This window comes from Ancalomicrobiaceae bacterium S20, assembly GCA_040269895.1.
GTDB lineage: Bacteria > Pseudomonadota > Alphaproteobacteria > Rhizobiales > Ancalomicrobiaceae > Methyloraptor > Methyloraptor flagellatus.
In genome coordinates, this window is sequence record CP158568.1 from 2,085,395 (window position 1) to 2,100,657 (window position 15,263).

The following is a 15,263-nucleotide window of genomic DNA, read 5'->3' on the forward strand; positions in this document are numbered from 1 at the left end:
CACGGTTTCCCGCCCCTCCTGTTTCACGCGCGGGAGGGCGGCGAACCGGTTTCCACCTCACCCGGGGAGCCCCGGCGGCTGCGTGGAAGGAGATCGACGTCTTGGATCAGGCCCCGCATCTTCACGTCGATGCCTACGAGGTCACGCTCGAGGACATCGGCACGGCCGACCTCGATCGGCTGCATGCGCTGTCGATGGGCGTGAACTGGCCCCATCGCGCCGACGACTGGCGCATGCTGCTCGATCTCGGTTCGGGGCTGGTGGCCGTCGACGAGATCGGGCGCGTGATCGGCTCGGCCATGTGGTTCCACTACGAGCCCGACGTCACCGTGATCGGCATGATGATCACCACGCCGCGGCTGCAGGAGCTCGGCGCCGGACGCCGGCTGCTGACCGAGGTGCTGGCGCGCAATCAGGGGCGCCGCTGCGTGCTGACCGCGACGCACGGCGGCAAGCGGCTCTATCGCTCGCTGGGCTTCGGCTTCGAGCGGCCGATCCACCAGTGCCAGGGCGAGGCGATCGCACCGCCGCCGCTGGTGCTCGCCCCCGGCGACACGCTGCGCCCGGTCGGGCCCGACGACTTCGTCGCCCTGCTCGCGTTCGAGACCGAGGCGATCGGCTATCGGCGCCCTGCCCTGCTGCACAGGCTGCTCGCCGGATCGACCGGCGTCGCGCTGATGCGCGAGGGGCGGATCGCGGCGATGTCGCTCTGCCGGCGGTTCGGGCGTGGCCATGTGGTCGGGCCGCTCTACGCCGCGACCGACGCCGATGCCATCGCCGTGCTGACGCCGCATGTCGAGGCGCATGCGGGGCGCTTCCTGCGCACCGACACGCCCGAGGTCGGCGGCGATTACACGCGCTTCATCGCCGACTGCGGCCTGCTGGTGTTCGACATCGTCTGGTCGATGGGCCTGCAAGCGCCGGCCTTCACGTCGGTGGTGCCGGACGGCATCCGCCGCTACGGTCTCGCGAGCCAGGCGCTCGGCTGAGGCCGTCCGTCGACCGCGCTCAATAGCGGAACCGCGTCCTCTCCTTGGCGACGATCTCGGCGATGAAGTCACAGGTCGCGCGGACGCGCGACAGGTCTTTCCGATCCTCGTGCACGATCAGCCAGAAGCTGCGCGTCAGCTCGACCTCCGGCAGCACGCGCACCAGCGTCGGATCGGCGTCGGCGAGAAACTTCGGCAGCACGCCGATGCCGGCGGAGGCGGCGATGAGCTTCATCTGCGCGATCAGGTTCGAGCATTTGATCTGCGTATGCAGCCCGCGATCGATCTGCGGCAGATAGTCGAGCACGGGATTGAACAGGAGATCGTCGACGTAGCCGATCAGCCGGTGCCCGGCGAGCGCGGCGCGGTCGGCGACCGGCCGCGCCTCGGCATAGGCTCGGGCCGCGTAGAGGCCGAGCGCGTAGTCGGTCAGCTTGCGCGCGTGCATGCGGCCCTCGACCGGCCGCGACAGGCCGATCGCGATATCCGCCTCGCGGCGCGACAGGCTCGGGAACCGCGCCATGGTCACGAGGTGGATCTCCAGATCCGGATGCAGATCGGCGAGCTGGCCGAGCCGCGGCGCCAGAAATCCCATGCCGAAGCCGTCCGGGGCGCCGACCCGGACCACGCCGGAGACCTGCACGCGCTCGCGGGACAGATCCTCGACCACGCGGCCGAGCGTGCTGTCGATGCCGTCGGCGGCCTCGAGCAGGCGCTCGCCGGCCGCCGTCAGCGTGAAGCCGGTGGTGTGGCGCTCGAACAGGCGCGTGCCGATCGCAGCTTCGAGCGCGGTCACATGGCGGCTCAGCGTCGAATGGTTCACGCCCTCGATCTCGGCGGCGCGTGTGATGCGGCCGGCGCGGGCAATCGCGAGGAACGAGCGCAGGTGCGACCAGTCGATCGGATCAGGCATGCGAATTTCTGCAAAACCGCTTTGGATTTCTCGCGATTGTCGAGCAGTTCTGCACGTCTGTAAACAGCGCTGACACGAACGACGCCGCGCGCTCGCGCCATCGGCGAATTGCGCGCATCAACAAGAACGGCGGCACAGGCGGACCGGCTCCCGACGAGCCGGCCGCGACGAGCCGGTCGCCAGGGAGGACCTGCAATGATCACCTACGGACATTTCATCGGCGGCCGGCGCGTCGAAGGCACCTCCGGGCGCTTCGCCGACGTGTTCCAGCCGATGGACGGCTCGGTCAGGGCGCGGGTCGCGCTGGCGAGCGCGGCCGAGCTGCGCGCCGCGGTCGAAAACGCCAAGGCCGCGCAGCCGGCCTGGGGCGCCACCAATCCGCAGCGGCGGGCGCGCGTGCTGATGCGCTTCATCGATCTCGTCGCCCGCAACAACGACGAACTCGCCGAGCTGCTCGCCCGCGAGCACGGCAAGACCATTCCGGACGCCAAGGGCGACATCCAGCGCGGCATCGAGGTGATCGAGACCTGTCTCGGCGCGCCGCACATGCTGAAGGGCGAATTCACCGATGGCGCCGGTCCGGGCATCGACATCTATTCGATGCGCCAGCCGCTCGGCGTGGTCGCCGGCATCACGCCGTTCAACTTCCCGGCCATGATCCCGCTCTGGAAGATGGGCCCGGCGATCGCCAGCGGCAACGCCTTCATCCTGAAGCCGTCCGAGCGCGATCCCGGCGTGCCGCTGCGCCTCGCCGAGCTCATGCTCGAGGCGGGCCTGCCGGCCGGCATCTGCAACGTCGTCAACGGCGACAAGGAAGTGGTCGACGCGATCCTCGACGATCGCGACATCAAGGCGGTCGGCTTCGTCGGCTCGACCGGTATCGCCGAATACATCTACGCCCGCGGCTGCGCGGCGGGGAAGCGCGTGCAGTGCTTCGGCGGCGCCAAGAACCACATGGTGGTCATGCCCGACGCCGACATGGACCAGGCGGTCGATGCGCTGATCGGCGCGGGCTACGGCGCGGCCGGCGAGCGCTGCATGGCGATCTCGGTCGCGGTGCCGGTCGGCGAAAAGACCGCGGATGAGCTGGTGCGCCGGCTGATCCCGCGCGTCGAGGCGCTGAAGGTCGGTCCCTCGACCGACCACAGCGCCGATTTCGGCCCGCTCGTCACCCGCCAGCACCTCGATCGCGTGAAGTCCTACGTCGATCTCGGCGTTCAGGAGGGTGCGAAGCTGGTCGTCGACGGCCGCGGCTTCACCATGCAGGGCTACGAGAACGGCTTCTACATGGGCGGCTGCCTGTTCGACCGCGTGACGCCGGAGATGCGGATCTACAAGGAGGAGATCTTCGGCCCCGTGCTGTCGGTCGTGCGCGCCAAGGGCTACGACGAGGCGCTGGCGCTCGCCAACGACCACGAATACGGCAACGGCGTCGCGATCTTCACCCGCGACGGCGACGCCGCGCGCGACTTCGCCAGCAAGGTCGACGTCGGCATGGTCGGCGTCAACGTGCCGATCCCGGTGCCGCTCGCCTACTACACCTTCGGCGGCTGGAAGCGCTCGGGCTTCGGCGACCTCAACCAGCACGGCTCCGACGCGTTCCGCTTCTACACCAAGACCAAGACCGTCACCTCGCGCTGGCCGTCGGGCATCAAGGACGGCGCGAGCTTCGTCATCCCGACCATGGGCTGATCGAGGCCGACGGGGTCGATCGGGATCAGGGGAGCCGGGCGCCGCCGCCCGGCTCCCCTGCCCTGACCCGGGATCGAGATCAGCCCGGATCGAGACCGGCCCCGCCTCGAGACCAGCCGGAGCGCCGGATCCGCAGTCGTTGGAGTGTGACGCCATGAGCCTGACCACCTGGACCACCGATCCCGTGCCGTCGCGCGGCACCACCTCCGGCCGCGGCGCCGGTGCTGACGGCATCACCGATTTCGACGACGACGGCTTCGGCCGCCGCCTGGCGACGCTGAGCCCGACGCAGCGCCGCACGCTGCATCTGCTCGCGCGCGGCCTGCAGAACAAGCAGATCGCCTACGCCTGCTCGAACTCGGAGGCGACCACCAAGGCGCATGTGACCGAAGTGCTGCGCAAGACCGGCGCGACTTCGCGCGTCGAGGCGGCGGTCAAATACGCGCTCTACCTCGAACGCCGGCGCATCCCGTTGCAATCGGACGCACTGCCGGCGCTCTGAAGGGTCAGCCGCGGAGGATCGCCCGACGGCCTCAGGCCTTTCGCGACCGCGCGGCGAAGCCACGCGAGGCGGCGTGCGCCGGCACATCGCGGCTCGCGATCAGGAACGGCTTCGGATGGCGGCCGGCGAGCAGGTCGACGAACAGCCGCCCCTCGGGCCAGGGCCCATGGCCGCTCGCGACATTGATGTGGCCGGCGTTGCCGAGATCGATCAGTTTCGCGTCCCACAGGGACGCAAACCGGCGCGTCCGCTCCCAGCGCATGTAGGGATCGTTGCGGCTGCCGACGACGATGGCCGGGAACGGCAGGGCCGCCTGCGGCAGCGGGCCGAAGCCCGCGATGGCCGGCGCCCGCGCGGCGGCTTCCTCGACATCGGCGGGGGCGACCAGCAGGGCGCCGCGCACGGGCAGATCCGGCCGCCGCGCCGCCAGATGTGCGATCAACACCGCGCCGAGACTGTGGCCGACCAGGACCGCATCCGGCGCGGCCTCGATCGCGGCAATGGCGATGGCGAGCCAGTCATCGAGATCCGGACGATCGAAATCGCGCTGTTCGACAAAGCGGGCCTCATCGAGGGCCTCGACCCAATGGCGCTGCCAATGGCCGGGGCCCGACCCCGCGAGCCCCTGAAAGAACAGAACCGTCATGGCGCCCTCCTCTTCGTCGATGCCGGCAGCCGAGCTGCTGATCGACGAGGCAAGCATGCGCCCCGAGGCTTGCGTCTGAAAGAAATCGACACCCGATCTCCGCGCGTTCCGGGACATTCCATCCCACGAGACGCACTGTCCTGAGTGTCGCGCCGGCCGGATCGCCTGTCCCGGCCGGCGGTGCGGCTCAGAACGAGGTGATCACGCTCATGCCGATCGTCGAGGCGGTCGCCATCTCGGTCAGCGCGGGGATACCCTCCTCGAGCGTGATGCGGCGACCGATCAGCCGCTCGGGCGCGATCTTGCCGGCCTTCATCATGGTCAGCAGCGCATCGTAGCGCCACGCCTGCATGCCGTGGCTGCCGTAGATCTCCAGCTCGTGCCCGATCACCTGCGCCATCGGGATGCGCGGCGTCGCATGTTCGCCGAGCATGAGGCCGACCTGCACATGGCGGCCGCGCCGGCGCAGGTTCTGGATCGAGTTGAAGCAGGTCGACGGGTGCCCGAGCGCGTCGATCGAGACATGGGCGCCGCCCCTGGTGATCTCGCGCACCGCCTCGACGACCGAGGCGACCTCCGACGCGTTGATCGTCGCCACCGCGCCGCAGGTGCGGGCGAAGGCGAGCTTGTCCTCGGCGAGGTCGATCGCGATCGGATTGGCGCCGAGCGCGGCGGCGATCATGATCGCGGAGAGCCCGACGCCGCCGCAGCCGTGCACGGCGACCCATTCGCCGGGTCCGACCCGCGCCTGATCGACCACGGCGCGGAACGAGGTCGCGAAGCGGCAGCCGAGGCTCGCGGCGGTCGCGTCGTCGACGTCGTCGGGCAGCGCGACGAGGTTGGTATCTGCGAAGTCGATCGCGACGAATTCCGCGAACGAACCCCAATGGGTGAAGCCGGGCTGGAACTGGTCCGGGCAGACCTGCTGGTTGCCCGACCGGCATTCGGCGCAGCGGCCGCAGCCGGAGACGAACGGCACCGTCACACGCGTGCCGACGCGGAATTTTTCGACGTCCTGGCCGACCGCGACGATGCGGCCGGCGAATTCGTGACCCGGCACATGCGGCAGGTGGATGTCGGGGTCGTGTCCCAGCCAGCCGTGCCAGTCGGAGCGGCAGACGCCGGTCGCCGCGACCTCGACGACGACGCCGCGGCGGGTCGGGCTCGGATCGGGCACGGTCTCGACCGTCGGCACCTTGCCGAACAGGTCATAGAACATCGCTTTCATGGCAGGACGGGACTCCGGAAACGCGGCCTCGGTGCCGGTGGCCGGTTCGCCGGCCGCCGTGACACTGCCATAGGCGCCGGATCGATCCATCGCAACTGGCCGCCTTGCCGCCGGGTCTCGCGCCGGACGCAGAGCAGCAGGTCGCCCCGGGGCGGCAGCAAGACGCGCGAGGCGGGCGCCTCGGGCCGCCAGGCCACCCGGAGGATGTTCAGATCATGTAGGTGAAGCTGTCGTAGTCGAGGTCGGTCAGCATCTGATCCATCACCTCGGACTGCGCGCCGTCGCGCTTGTGATGGACGATGCGTGCCGGCACGCCGACGGCGGTCGAGTGGCCGGGCACGTCCTGGGTGACGACCGAGCCGGCTGCGATGCGGGCGTTCTCGCCGATCGTGATCGGCCCGAGCACGCGCGCGCCGGCGCCGATCATCACGCCGTTGCCGATCTTCGGATGCCGGTCGCCGCACATGATGCCGGAACCGCCGAGTGTGACGTTCTGCAGGATCGAGACGTCGTCGCCGATCACGGTCGTCTCGCCGACGACGAGGCCGGTCGCATGGTCGACGAACACGCCCTTGCCGAAGCGGGCCGCCGGGTGAATGTCGGTCTGGAACACTTCCGACGATCGGCTCTGCAGATAGAGCGCAAAATCGCGGCGCCCCTCGAGCCAGAGCCGGTGCGCGATCCGGTGCGTCTGGATCGCGGCATAGCCCTTGAAGAACAGGAACGGTTCGAGCAGCCGCCCCGAGGCCGGGTCGCGGGCGACCACGGCGGCGATGTCGGCCCGGAACGCCTCGCCGAGGTCGGGTTCGGCCTCGAAAGCCTCGACGAAGGCGCCCTGCAGCAGGTCGGCCGAGATCGACGGCGAGGCGAGCCGCTTGGCGAGCCGCTGGATCACCGCATCCTCGAAGCTCGGGCGATGCAGGATCGCGGCATAGATCAGCGAGGCCAGCACCGGTTCGGTCTTCAGCGCCGCCGAGGCCTCGTCACGCAGCCGCTGCCAGATCGGGTCCGGGCCGGAGCGCCCCTCGCCGACGAACCGGTCCTGCGACACGAGGCTGATGAAGGCGGCATTTCGGGACATGCTCAGGGCTCCGCGCGCAACCGGCCTTCGTCAACGCAAGATCGTCCGCGACGTTCGATCGTCGGCCGCCATTCTAGCCGCACGACGGCGACGGCGCGCCGTCGCCGATGGCGAAATGCGGGCATTTCGAGAAATGCCGTTCCTTTGCCCCATCAGAACGCGCAACGCCGGCGCGGCCGAAGCCTTTCGCCGACGTGCTTCGGGACGCGTCCCATGGGGAGGGCTGGAGCGCGTTTCAGGTTCCCGGCTTGCGCACCACGTCGGCGATCGCGACTGGCTTCGGCAGCAGGCCGAGCTTGAAGAACGCATCCGCGATCTTCTGCTGCTCGGCGACCACGTCGGCCGACAGCGGCTTGATGCCGTAAGCTTGGCGCTGCACCGCGATCTTGATGACGGAGGCCGGAATGCCGGTCGCCGGGCCGAGCTGTTCGGCGGCCGCCTGCGGGTTGGCGGCGATCCACTGGTCGATCTCGGCGAGCGCGGCGATCACCGTGTCGACGGCCTGCGGATGCGCGGCCGTGAAGGGCTGCGCGGCTAGGTAGAACTGGTGGTTCGGCACGAGGCCTCCGCCGTTGGCGAGCGTCTTGGCCTGGATCGCCGCCTCGGCGGCGGCCTGGAACGGGTCCCAGATCGCCCAGGCATCGACCGCGCCGCGCTCGAAGGCAGCGCGCGCATCGGCGGGCGCGAGGAACACCTTTTCGACCTCGTCATAGGCGACCCCGGCCTTCTCCAGCGCCCGCACGAGCAAGTAGTGCACGTTCGAGCCCTTGTTGAGCGCGACCTTCTTGCCCTTCAGCTCCGCGACCGACTTCAACGGGCTGTCCTTCGGCACGAGGATCGCCTCGCCCTGCGGCGCCGGCGGCTCGTGGGCGACATATTGCAGCTTGGCGCCGGCGGCCTGCGCGAAGATCGGCGGTGCCTCGCCGGTCGAGCCGAAGTCGATCGCGCCGGCGTTGAGCGCCTCGAGCAGTTGCGGGCCGGCCGGGAACTCCGACCAGACGACGCTGTAGCCGAGCGGCTTCAGCTTCTGTTCGAGCGAGCCCTTGGCCTTGAGCAGGATCAGCGTGCCGTACTTCTGGTAGCCGATGCGGACCACCTTGTCCTCGGCCCGCGCCAGGGGGGCGACGAGCGGCAGCGCGAGCAGCGCCGCGGCGGCGGCGAGGAACGTGCGACGGAACATGGGCAGGATCTCCTTTGCGTGGCAGCGCCACCTGTCCCGGAAATCATGCGGATCGCCCCCGCACCGGTCGAGAAAACCACGGCTGTTTTGGCGCGCGTCCGGCGGATCGGCTTTGCGTCGAAGGGGTATCTGGAGAATTCCGATTACTTCAGTCGCAATTTTGGCGTCGCGCGCGCCGCCCCGACCGCCCCACCTCGCGCGGTGCGTGCGGGCGGGTTGGCGGTCACAACGCAGGCCGGTCAGAGACACTCGCGACGCGGTGAAATGTCATTTCGAAATGATGACAGGCCGCTTGACATAAGGAGAATTCCGGTCCAGCCTACTTTTCGAGCGTTGGGCAAGGTTGCCTAGAAACGCAGCACTCCGAACCATTTCCAACATGTCGCACCGCTTGGTGCGGCCTCGGTTGGCGGCGATGGCGCCCTCGGCTTCACGGTCGACGGGCGCTTTTTTATTTGGGTTGTACGATGGCGATCCGACACTTCCGCATCGGCGTGATGCTCTCGACGACCGGCCCCTACGAGGTGGTCGCGCGGTCGATGCTGAACGGCGCCCTGCTCGCCTTCGCCGAGACAGCGGCGACCGGCGACGTCGTGCTCGAACCCGTCATCGTCGATCCGCGCGGCGACCTCTCCCGCTATCGCAGCCTCGCGCAGGAGCTGCTCGGCTCCGGCATCCGGCATGTGGTCGGCTGCTACACGTCGTCGAGCCGCAAGGAAGTCATCCCGTGCTTCGAGAAGCATGACGGGCTGCTCTGGTACCCCTCGCACTATGAGGGCTTCGAGAGCTCCGACAACGTCATCTACACCGGCGCGGCGCCCAACCAGCACGTGCTGCCGCTCGTGGACTACATGGTCTCGCGGGTCGGCAACCGCGCCTTCTGCATCGGCTCGAACTACATCTGGGCCTGGGAGAACAACCGCATCTTCCGCGAGGCGCTGAGCGCCATGGGCGGCACGGTGTCGGCGGAACGGTACTTCCCGGTCGGCGACACCGACTTCGCGGCGGTCGCCGAGACGATCGCCGAGCAGCGACCCGCCTTCGTGTTCAACAACCTGATCGGCACCAGCGCCTATGCCTTCTTCCGGCAGTTCCGCGAGGCCTGCACGCGGCGCGGCATTGATCAGGCGGCCGAGATCCCGGTCGCGAGCTGCACGCTTTCCGAGCCGGAGCTCGACGAGCTGGGCGCGGCCTCGATCGATGGCCACCTGAGCTCCAGCGTCTACTTCTCCTCGCTGCAGACGCCGGAGAACGCTGCGTTCCTGAAGGCCTATGCGGCGCGGTTCCCGACCGGCCCCGCCGTCTCGGCGGACGCGGAATCCTCCTATATCGCGGTCAAGCTGCTCGCCGCCGCGCTGGCGCGGGCCGGCTCGCAGGAGGCCCGGCGCGTGCGCGCCGCCGTCGCCGGGCAGACGCTCAATGCGCCGCAGGGCGAGATCCGGATCGATCCGGAGACCTTCCACGCCTGGCTCACGCCGCGGATCGGGCGATCGACGCCCGACAAGCAGTTCCAGGTGCTCCTGGAAGCCCGACAGCCGGTTCGTCCCGATCCGTATCTGATCGAAACGTCGCCCCGCTTCGCGGTCGCGATGCGCCCCCCCCTGTTGAGAGTGGTGCAGTGATGGCTACGCGACTGCTTCAGAACTTCAACGGCGGCCACGCGCTGATCGTCACCGCCGCCCCGGGCTCCGAGGGCGCGCTGGTCGCCACGCTCGCCAAGCTCGGCGTCTCGGCCGAATACCCGCCGCTGGTCGACGGCCGCGCGGACGTCGCCGTCGGCGAGCTGAAGAGCGATCGCGACATCCTGTTCGTCGACGGCGACCTCGAGGGCGCGGTGGAGCTTCCGATCGATCCGGAGACACGGCTCGCGCCGATCCCGGTAATCGGCCTCGTCGGCGTCGAGGCGCCGAGCCGGCTCAAGGCGCTGGTCAACCTCGGCGCCTCCGCCTTCCTGCGCAAGCCGGTGCACGGCGGCGCCGTCTATGCCTCGCTGTTCATGGGCATCAACCAGTTCCTGATGCGCAGCGACCTGTCGAACCGAATTCAGGACCTCGAAGCCCGGCGCCGGTCGCGGCGCGCTGTGATCAGCGCGACGCTCACCGTGATGCGCGAGACCGGCCTCGACGAGGACCAAGCCTATTCCCGTCTCCGGCGCGAGAGCATGCGCTCGCGTCTGAGCCTGGAGCACTACTGCGAGATGCTGCTCTCGGAGCAGCGCCTCGCACCAGACCGTCCCGGCTGTTCCGAGAGCCTCCCGCTCCCCGGACGCCGACCTGAAGCTCTGTAGGAGATCACCGACATGACCGAGAACTTGTTGCGGGGGCTGCGTGCCGCGGCCCTCACGGGAACGCTCGTCCTTTCGTCCGGCCTCGCGATGGCCGCCGATCCGATCAAGCTCGGCGTCCTCGAAGATCAGTCCGGTGACTTCGCCGCCGCGACGATCGGCAAGGTCCACGCCATTCAGCTCGCGGCCGAAGAGATCAACAAGGCCGGCGGCATCGCCGGCCGGCCGCTCGAACTGGTGATCTACGACACCCAGTCCGACAACACCCGCTACCAGGAATTCATGCGCCGCGTCCTGCAGCGCGACAAGGTCGACGCGGTGTTCGCCGGCTTCTCGTCGGCGTCGCGCGAAGCCTATCGGCCGATCGTCGACCAGATGAACGGCTTCGCCTTCTACAACAACCAGTACGAAGGCGGCGTCTGCGACGCGCACATGATCGTCACGGGCGCGGTGCCGGAGCAGCAGTTCTCGACGCTCATCCCGTGGATGATGGAGAAGTACGGCAAGAACGTCTACACGCTCGCCGCCGACTACAACTTCGGCCAGATCTCGGCCGAATGGGTGCGCAACATCGTCAAGGAGAACGGCGGCAAGATGGCCGGCGAGGAGTTCATCCCGCTCGGCGTCTCGCAATTCTCGCAGTCGATCCAGAACATCCAGAAGGTGAAGCCGGACTTCGTCGTCACGCTGCTGGTCGGCACCGCGCAGGCCTCCTACTACGAGCAGGCCGCCGCCGCGAACGTGAACCTGCCGATGGCCTCGTCGGTCAACGTCGGCCAGGGCTACGAGCACAAGCGCTTCAAGCCGCCGTCGCTCAAGGACATGTATGTCACGACCAACTGGATCGAAGAGATCGACGACCAGAAGAGCAAGGAATTCACCGCCAAGTTCAAGGCGAAGTTCCCGAACGAGCCCTACGTGAACCAGGAGGCCGAGAACTCCTATCTCGCGGTCTACCTCTACAAGCAGATGGTGGAACGCGCCGGTTCGACCAAGCGTGACGAGATCCGCAAGGTGATCGCCAAGGGCGACGTCTGCATGGAGGCGCCGGAAGGCAAGGTCTGCATCGACCCGAAGAGCCAGCACATGTCGCACACGATCTACCTCGCGCATGTCGACGGCAACCACAAGATCTCGTTCCCGAAGGTCTGGCAGGACATCAAGCCCTACTGGCTCGGTGACGCGGGCTGCGACCTGACCAAGAAGGATCCGATGGCGCAGTACACGCCGTCGAACCCGCCGCCGAAGAACTGATCGAGCCTCCTCTCCCCCCAACTCCGCTCGATCATACCGTCCCGGGGCGCATGCCGCTCCGGGACGGTCCCCTCCGGCCTCGAACCCACGGGACCGCCCGACGATGGATGTCGTGACCCTGGTCTTTTCGGCGCTCTACCAGTTCGCCGACGCATTTGCCTTTCTCGTGCTCTCCGCCGCCGGGCTCGCGGTGATCTTCGGCATGATGGGCGTCATCAATCTCGCCCATGGCGAGTTCATCATGTGCGGCGCCTATGTGACGGTCTCGGCCGCGCACGCCGGGCTGCCGCTGCCGCTCGCGATCCTGATCGGCGCGGTCGTCTCCGGCCTCGTCGGCGCGCTCGTCGAGATGATCGTGATCCGGCACCTCTACGAGCGGCCGCTCGACACGATCGTCGCGACCTGGGGCATCAGCCTGATCGCGACGCAGGGCACGCTGATCCTGCTCGGCTCGACCATGCAGGGCGTCGGCACGCCGTTCGGCAGCTTCCAGGTCGGCGCCTACTCCTATTCCGTCTACCGGGTCGTGCTCGCCGGCGCGGCCGTCGCGGTGCTCGCCGGGCTCTATGCGCTGTTCAACTGGACGAGGTTCGGCGTCATCGCCCGTGCCACCATCCAGGTGCCTCACATGGCGGCCGCGCTCGGCGTCGATACGCGCGTCATCTATTCGCTGACCTTCGGCCTCGGCGCCGGCCTCGCCGGTCTCGCCGGCGGCCTTTATGCGCCGACCATGACGCTGGTGCCGACCATGGGGGCGACCTTCATCATGGAGGCCTTCGTGACCGTGGTGGTCGGCGGCGCCGACGTGTTCCTCGGCACGGCGCCGGCGGCGGCGATCCTCGGCATCGTCAAGGCGACGACGACCTCCTGGGCCGGCCAGCTCGCCGGCCAGATCGGCCTGCTCGTCACCGTCATCGTGGTGATCCGCGTGCTTCCGCGCGGCATCTCCGGCTTCCTGCTTCGCGAACGCGCTTGAGAGGCTCCGAAACCATGCAAGGCGTGCTCCGCTTTCTCGGCCAGCTGGAGGGACCGCAGACCATCGGTCGCGGTCCCGGCTTCTGGTCCCTGTTCGTCGTGGTGGTCGCGGCGGCCGCGGCCTACCCGCTGTTCAGCGACGGCTACACGGTCGGCAACTCGGTCTACTTCTTCACCTGGGTGTTCATGGCGCTCGGCCTCAGCCTGATCTGGGGCTACGGCGGCGCGCTGTCCTTCGGCCAGACCGCGTTTTTCGGCATCGCCGGCTACGGCTACGGCATCCTGACCATCAACTTCGGGTCTGACTACGGCTTCACGCTGGTCGCCCTGGTGCTGGCGCTGGTGTTCGCGGCCGCCTTCGCGCTGCTGCTCGGCTACTTCATGTTCTACGGCCGCATCGCCGGCGTGTTCCTCGGCATCGTGACGCTGTCGATCACGCTCGTGCTCGAGCGCTTCATGGCGCAGACCGCCGGGCCGGAATGGAAGATCGGCGCCGCGCGGCTCAACGGCTTCAACGGCATGAGCGCGATGCCGCCGCTGACGGTTCCCTGGCCGGGAGGACCGCTGGTGCTGTTCCCCGACGTCGAGCTCTACTATTTCGTGCTCGGCCTGCTGGTGCTCGTCTATCTGGCCTTGCGGATCCTGGTGAACTCGTCCTTCGGCAACGTGCTGGTGGCGATCCGCGAGAACCCGCAGCGCGCCGAGATGCTCGGCTACGACATCCGCAAGTATCAGCTGATCGCCTTCGTGATCGGCGCGGCGCTCGCCGGCCTCTCGGGCGTGCTCTACACGACCTGGGGCCAGTACATCACGCCGTCGTCGATGGGCATGACCGCCGCCTCGCTGCCGATCGTCTGGGTCGCGGTCGGCGGGCGCTCCGACCTGACCGCGACCGTGATCGGCACGATCGCCGTGCTCTCGGGCTTCCAGGCGCTGACCATCTACGGCAGCCAGTATGCGCTGGTCGTCATGGGGCTCCTGCTGGTCGTCACGGTGCTCGCCGCGCCGAAGGGGCTGATCCTCGGCCTCGCCGAGGCCGCCGGCCGGCTCACCCGCCGCAAGGGGAGCGACGCACGATGACCGCCCTGCTCGAAACCCGTGCGCTGAACAAGCATTTCGGCGGCCTGCACGTCACGAACGCCGTCGATCTGGCGCTCCAGCCCGGCGAGATCCATTGCCTGATCGGCCCAAACGGCGCCGGCAAGTCGACGCTGTTCCGGCTCGTGCTCGGCGAGCACATGCCCTCCTCCGGCCAGATCCTATTCAATGGCGAGGACATCACGCGGCTGAAGTCGTTCGAACGCATCGACCGCGGCATGTCGGTCAAATTCCAGGTACCCGGCGTATTCAAGGGCCTGTCGGCCCGGCAGAACCTCGAGATCGCGCTGCAGCGCCGGCGCTCGCGCGCCGCGCTCGGCCGCGAGATCGACGAGCGGCTCGAATTCCTCGGGCTCAAGGACGCGGCCAACACGCTCGCCGGCGCGCTCAGTCACGGCCAGAAGCAGTGGCTCGAAATCGGCATGGCGATCGCGCTCGAACCGAAGCTGCTGCTGCTCGACGAGCCGACCGCCGGCATGTCGCCGGAGGAGACCTTTGCGACCGGCGAGCTGGTGCTCGGCCTCAACGCGCGCGGCATGACCGTGCTCGCCGTCGAGCACGACATGACCTTCGTCCGGCAGGTCGCCCACAAGGTGACGGTCCTCCATCTCGGCCAGGTGTTCGCGCAAGGCTCGATCGACCAGATCGTCGCCGACGAGCGCGTGGCCGCCATCTACCTGGGGCAGGCCCATGCGTAAGGAAGTGCTGATCAACACGATCGGGCTTCGCGCCGGCTACGGCGGCAAGCCCGTGCTCCAGGGCCTCGAGATCGAGGTCCGCGAGGGCGAGATCGTCGCGGTGATCGGGCGCAACGGCGTCGGCAAGTCGACGCTGATGAAGAGCCTGATCGGGCTCGTGCCGACCATGGACGGCTCGATCGTCTACGAGGGCGCGCCGATCGAGCAGCTCCCCGCCCACAAGCGCGCCAAGCTCGGCATCGGCTACGTGCCGCAGGGCCGCGACGTGTTCCCGCGCCTGACGGTGGCCGAGAACGTCACCGTCGGCGCGGCGATCAAGGGCGATGTGCCGAAGGCCGGGCTGGAAGCGATCTTCGCGGCATTCCCGATCCTGAAGGAGCGCTGGAACCAGCGCGCCGGCACCATGTCCGGCGGCCAGCAGCAGCAGCTCGCGATCGCCCGCGTCCTGATCGCCGAGCCGAAGCTGATCCTGCTCGACGAGCCGTCCGAGGGCATCCAGCCGAACATCGTGCAGGACATCGCCCGCAACATGGTCCGGCTCAACGCCGAGACCGGCGCGACCGTGATCCTGGTCGAGCAGAACATCGACATGATCCGGGCGATGGCCCAGCGCTGCTACGTGCTCGACAAGGGCCGCATCGTCGCAAGCCTCGATCGCGCCGCGCTCGACGATGCGGCGGAGATGCGCCGCCACCTCGCCGTCTGACCGAACGCCGACTTCAG

The 15,263-nt window shown here is 68.6% G+C and carries 15 protein-coding genes; 10 read left to right on the top strand and 5 right to left on the bottom strand.

The features are described from left to right. Nucleotides 1-101: 101 nt before the first annotated feature. Nucleotides 102-989, top strand: a complete 888-nt coding sequence (locus tag ABS361_09580; protein ID XBY46433.1) for a GNAT family N-acetyltransferase — start codon at nt 102-104, stop codon at nt 987-989. A gap of 19 nt (nt 990-1,008) precedes the next feature. Here the strand turns inward: ABS361_09580 and ABS361_09585 are convergent, their stop codons facing one another. After that, nucleotides 1,009-1,902 carry a LysR family transcriptional regulator gene (locus ABS361_09585; protein XBY46434.1) on the bottom strand — a complete coding sequence of 298 codons (894 nt, stop codon included), beginning with the start codon at nt 1,900-1,902 and terminating at the stop codon, nt 1,009-1,011. Nucleotides 1,903-2,097: 195 nt separating this feature from the next. Between ABS361_09585 and ABS361_09590 the strand changes: the two genes are divergently transcribed. Both ABS361_09590 and ABS361_09595 read left to right on the top strand, forming a co-directional pair. Next, entirely contained in the window at nt 2,098-3,594 is a 1,497-nt protein-coding gene (locus ABS361_09590) for a CoA-acylating methylmalonate-semialdehyde dehydrogenase (protein XBY46435.1), read from the top strand. Between the two features lie 154 nt (nt 3,595-3,748). After that, on the top strand, nt 3,749-4,096 hold the full coding sequence (locus ABS361_09595) for a helix-turn-helix transcriptional regulator (protein ID XBY46436.1): 348 nt from the start codon (nt 3,749-3,751) through the stop codon (nt 4,094-4,096). Between the two features lie 31 nt (nt 4,097-4,127). Here ABS361_09595 and ABS361_09600 read toward each other — a convergent pair whose 3' ends face one another. The 4 genes from ABS361_09600 to ABS361_09615 all read right to left on the bottom strand — a co-directional run bounded on the left by ABS361_09600 (nt 4,128) and on the right by ABS361_09615 (nt 8,231). Further along, a complete protein-coding gene (locus tag ABS361_09600; GenBank protein XBY46437.1) occupies nt 4,128-4,742 on the bottom strand; it encodes an alpha/beta hydrolase in 615 nt (204 codons plus the stop codon). A gap of 187 nt (nt 4,743-4,929) precedes the next feature. Next, entirely contained in the window at nt 4,930-5,970 is a 1,041-nt protein-coding gene (locus ABS361_09605) for a zinc-dependent alcohol dehydrogenase family protein (GenBank protein XBY46438.1), read from the bottom strand. Between the two features lie 208 nt (nt 5,971-6,178). Beyond that, nucleotides 6,179-7,051, bottom strand: a complete 873-nt coding sequence (gene cysE / locus ABS361_09610; protein ID XBY46439.1) for a serine O-acetyltransferase — start codon at nt 7,049-7,051, stop codon at nt 6,179-6,181. Between the two features lie 235 nt (nt 7,052-7,286). Next, nucleotides 7,287-8,231, bottom strand: a complete 945-nt coding sequence (locus tag ABS361_09615) for a sulfonate ABC transporter substrate-binding protein (protein XBY46440.1) — start codon at nt 8,229-8,231, stop codon at nt 7,287-7,289. Nucleotides 8,232-8,698: 467 nt separating this feature from the next. Here ABS361_09615 and ABS361_09620 point away from each other — a divergent pair, with 467 nt between their 5' ends. The 7 genes from ABS361_09620 (at nt 8,699) to ABS361_09650 (ending at nt 15,246) form a co-directional block, all read left to right on the top strand. Further along, nucleotides 8,699-9,853 (top strand): transporter substrate-binding domain-containing protein, encoded by a 1,155-nt coding sequence (locus ABS361_09620; GenBank protein ID XBY46441.1) that lies wholly within the window; start codon nt 8,699-8,701, stop codon nt 9,851-9,853. Beyond that, nucleotides 9,853-10,518 (top strand): ANTAR domain-containing protein, encoded by a 666-nt coding sequence (locus tag ABS361_09625; GenBank protein ID XBY46442.1) that lies wholly within the window; start codon nt 9,853-9,855, stop codon nt 10,516-10,518. Before ABS361_09620 ends, ABS361_09625 begins: the two co-directional genes overlap by 1 nt. A gap of 12 nt (nt 10,519-10,530) precedes the next feature. Next, nucleotides 10,531-11,769 carry an urea ABC transporter substrate-binding protein gene (locus tag ABS361_09630; protein ID XBY46443.1) on the top strand — a complete coding sequence of 413 codons (1,239 nt, stop codon included), beginning with the start codon at nt 10,531-10,533 and terminating at the stop codon, nt 11,767-11,769. Nucleotides 11,770-11,872: 103 nt separating this feature from the next. After that, a complete protein-coding gene (locus ABS361_09635; protein ID XBY46444.1) occupies nt 11,873-12,745 on the top strand; it encodes a branched-chain amino acid ABC transporter permease in 873 nt (290 codons plus the stop codon). A 14-nt stretch (nt 12,746-12,759) separates the two neighbouring features. Next, complete coding sequence (locus ABS361_09640; protein ID XBY46445.1) at nt 12,760-13,824, top strand: ABC transporter permease; 1,065 nt, start codon at nt 12,760-12,762, stop codon at nt 13,822-13,824. Continuing rightward, nucleotides 13,821-14,540, top strand: a complete 720-nt coding sequence (locus ABS361_09645; protein XBY46446.1) for an ABC transporter ATP-binding protein — start codon at nt 13,821-13,823, stop codon at nt 14,538-14,540. Before ABS361_09640 ends, ABS361_09645 begins: the two co-directional genes overlap by 4 nt. Further along, nucleotides 14,533-15,246 carry an ABC transporter ATP-binding protein gene (locus ABS361_09650; GenBank protein XBY46447.1) on the top strand — a complete coding sequence of 238 codons (714 nt, stop codon included), beginning with the start codon at nt 14,533-14,535 and terminating at the stop codon, nt 15,244-15,246. The genes ABS361_09645 and ABS361_09650 overlap by 8 nt, the downstream gene beginning before the upstream one ends. Nucleotides 15,247-15,263: the final 17 nt, after the last annotated feature.

Coding starts and splice junctions, on each gene's coding strand:
- ABS361_09620 (XBY46441.1), top strand. CDS start 8,699: ATGGCGATCCGACACTTCCGCATCGGCGTGATGCTCTCGACGACCGGC.
- ABS361_09585 (XBY46434.1), bottom strand. CDS start 1,902: ATGCCTGATCCGATCGACTGGTCGCACCTGCGCTCGTTCCTCGCGATT.
- ABS361_09645 (XBY46446.1), top strand. CDS start 13,821: ATGACCGCCCTGCTCGAAACCCGTGCGCTGAACAAGCATTTCGGCGGC.
- ABS361_09600 (XBY46437.1), bottom strand. CDS start 4,742: ATGACGGTTCTGTTCTTTCAGGGGCTCGCGGGGTCGGGCCCCGGCCAT.
- ABS361_09635 (XBY46444.1), top strand. CDS start 11,873: ATGGATGTCGTGACCCTGGTCTTTTCGGCGCTCTACCAGTTCGCCGAC.
- ABS361_09650 (XBY46447.1), top strand. CDS start 14,533: ATGCGTAAGGAAGTGCTGATCAACACGATCGGGCTTCGCGCCGGCTAC.
- ABS361_09590 (XBY46435.1), top strand. CDS start 2,098: ATGATCACCTACGGACATTTCATCGGCGGCCGGCGCGTCGAAGGCACC.
- ABS361_09625 (XBY46442.1), top strand. CDS start 9,853: ATGGCTACGCGACTGCTTCAGAACTTCAACGGCGGCCACGCGCTGATC.
- ABS361_09640 (XBY46445.1), top strand. CDS start 12,760: ATGCAAGGCGTGCTCCGCTTTCTCGGCCAGCTGGAGGGACCGCAGACC.
- ABS361_09630 (XBY46443.1), top strand. CDS start 10,531: ATGACCGAGAACTTGTTGCGGGGGCTGCGTGCCGCGGCCCTCACGGGA.
- ABS361_09615 (XBY46440.1), bottom strand. CDS start 8,231: ATGTTCCGTCGCACGTTCCTCGCCGCCGCCGCGGCGCTGCTCGCGCTG.
- ABS361_09595 (XBY46436.1), top strand. CDS start 3,749: ATGAGCCTGACCACCTGGACCACCGATCCCGTGCCGTCGCGCGGCACC.
- ABS361_09605 (XBY46438.1), bottom strand. CDS start 5,970: ATGAAAGCGATGTTCTATGACCTGTTCGGCAAGGTGCCGACGGTCGAG.
- cysE (XBY46439.1), bottom strand. CDS start 7,051: ATGTCCCGAAATGCCGCCTTCATCAGCCTCGTGTCGCAGGACCGGTTC.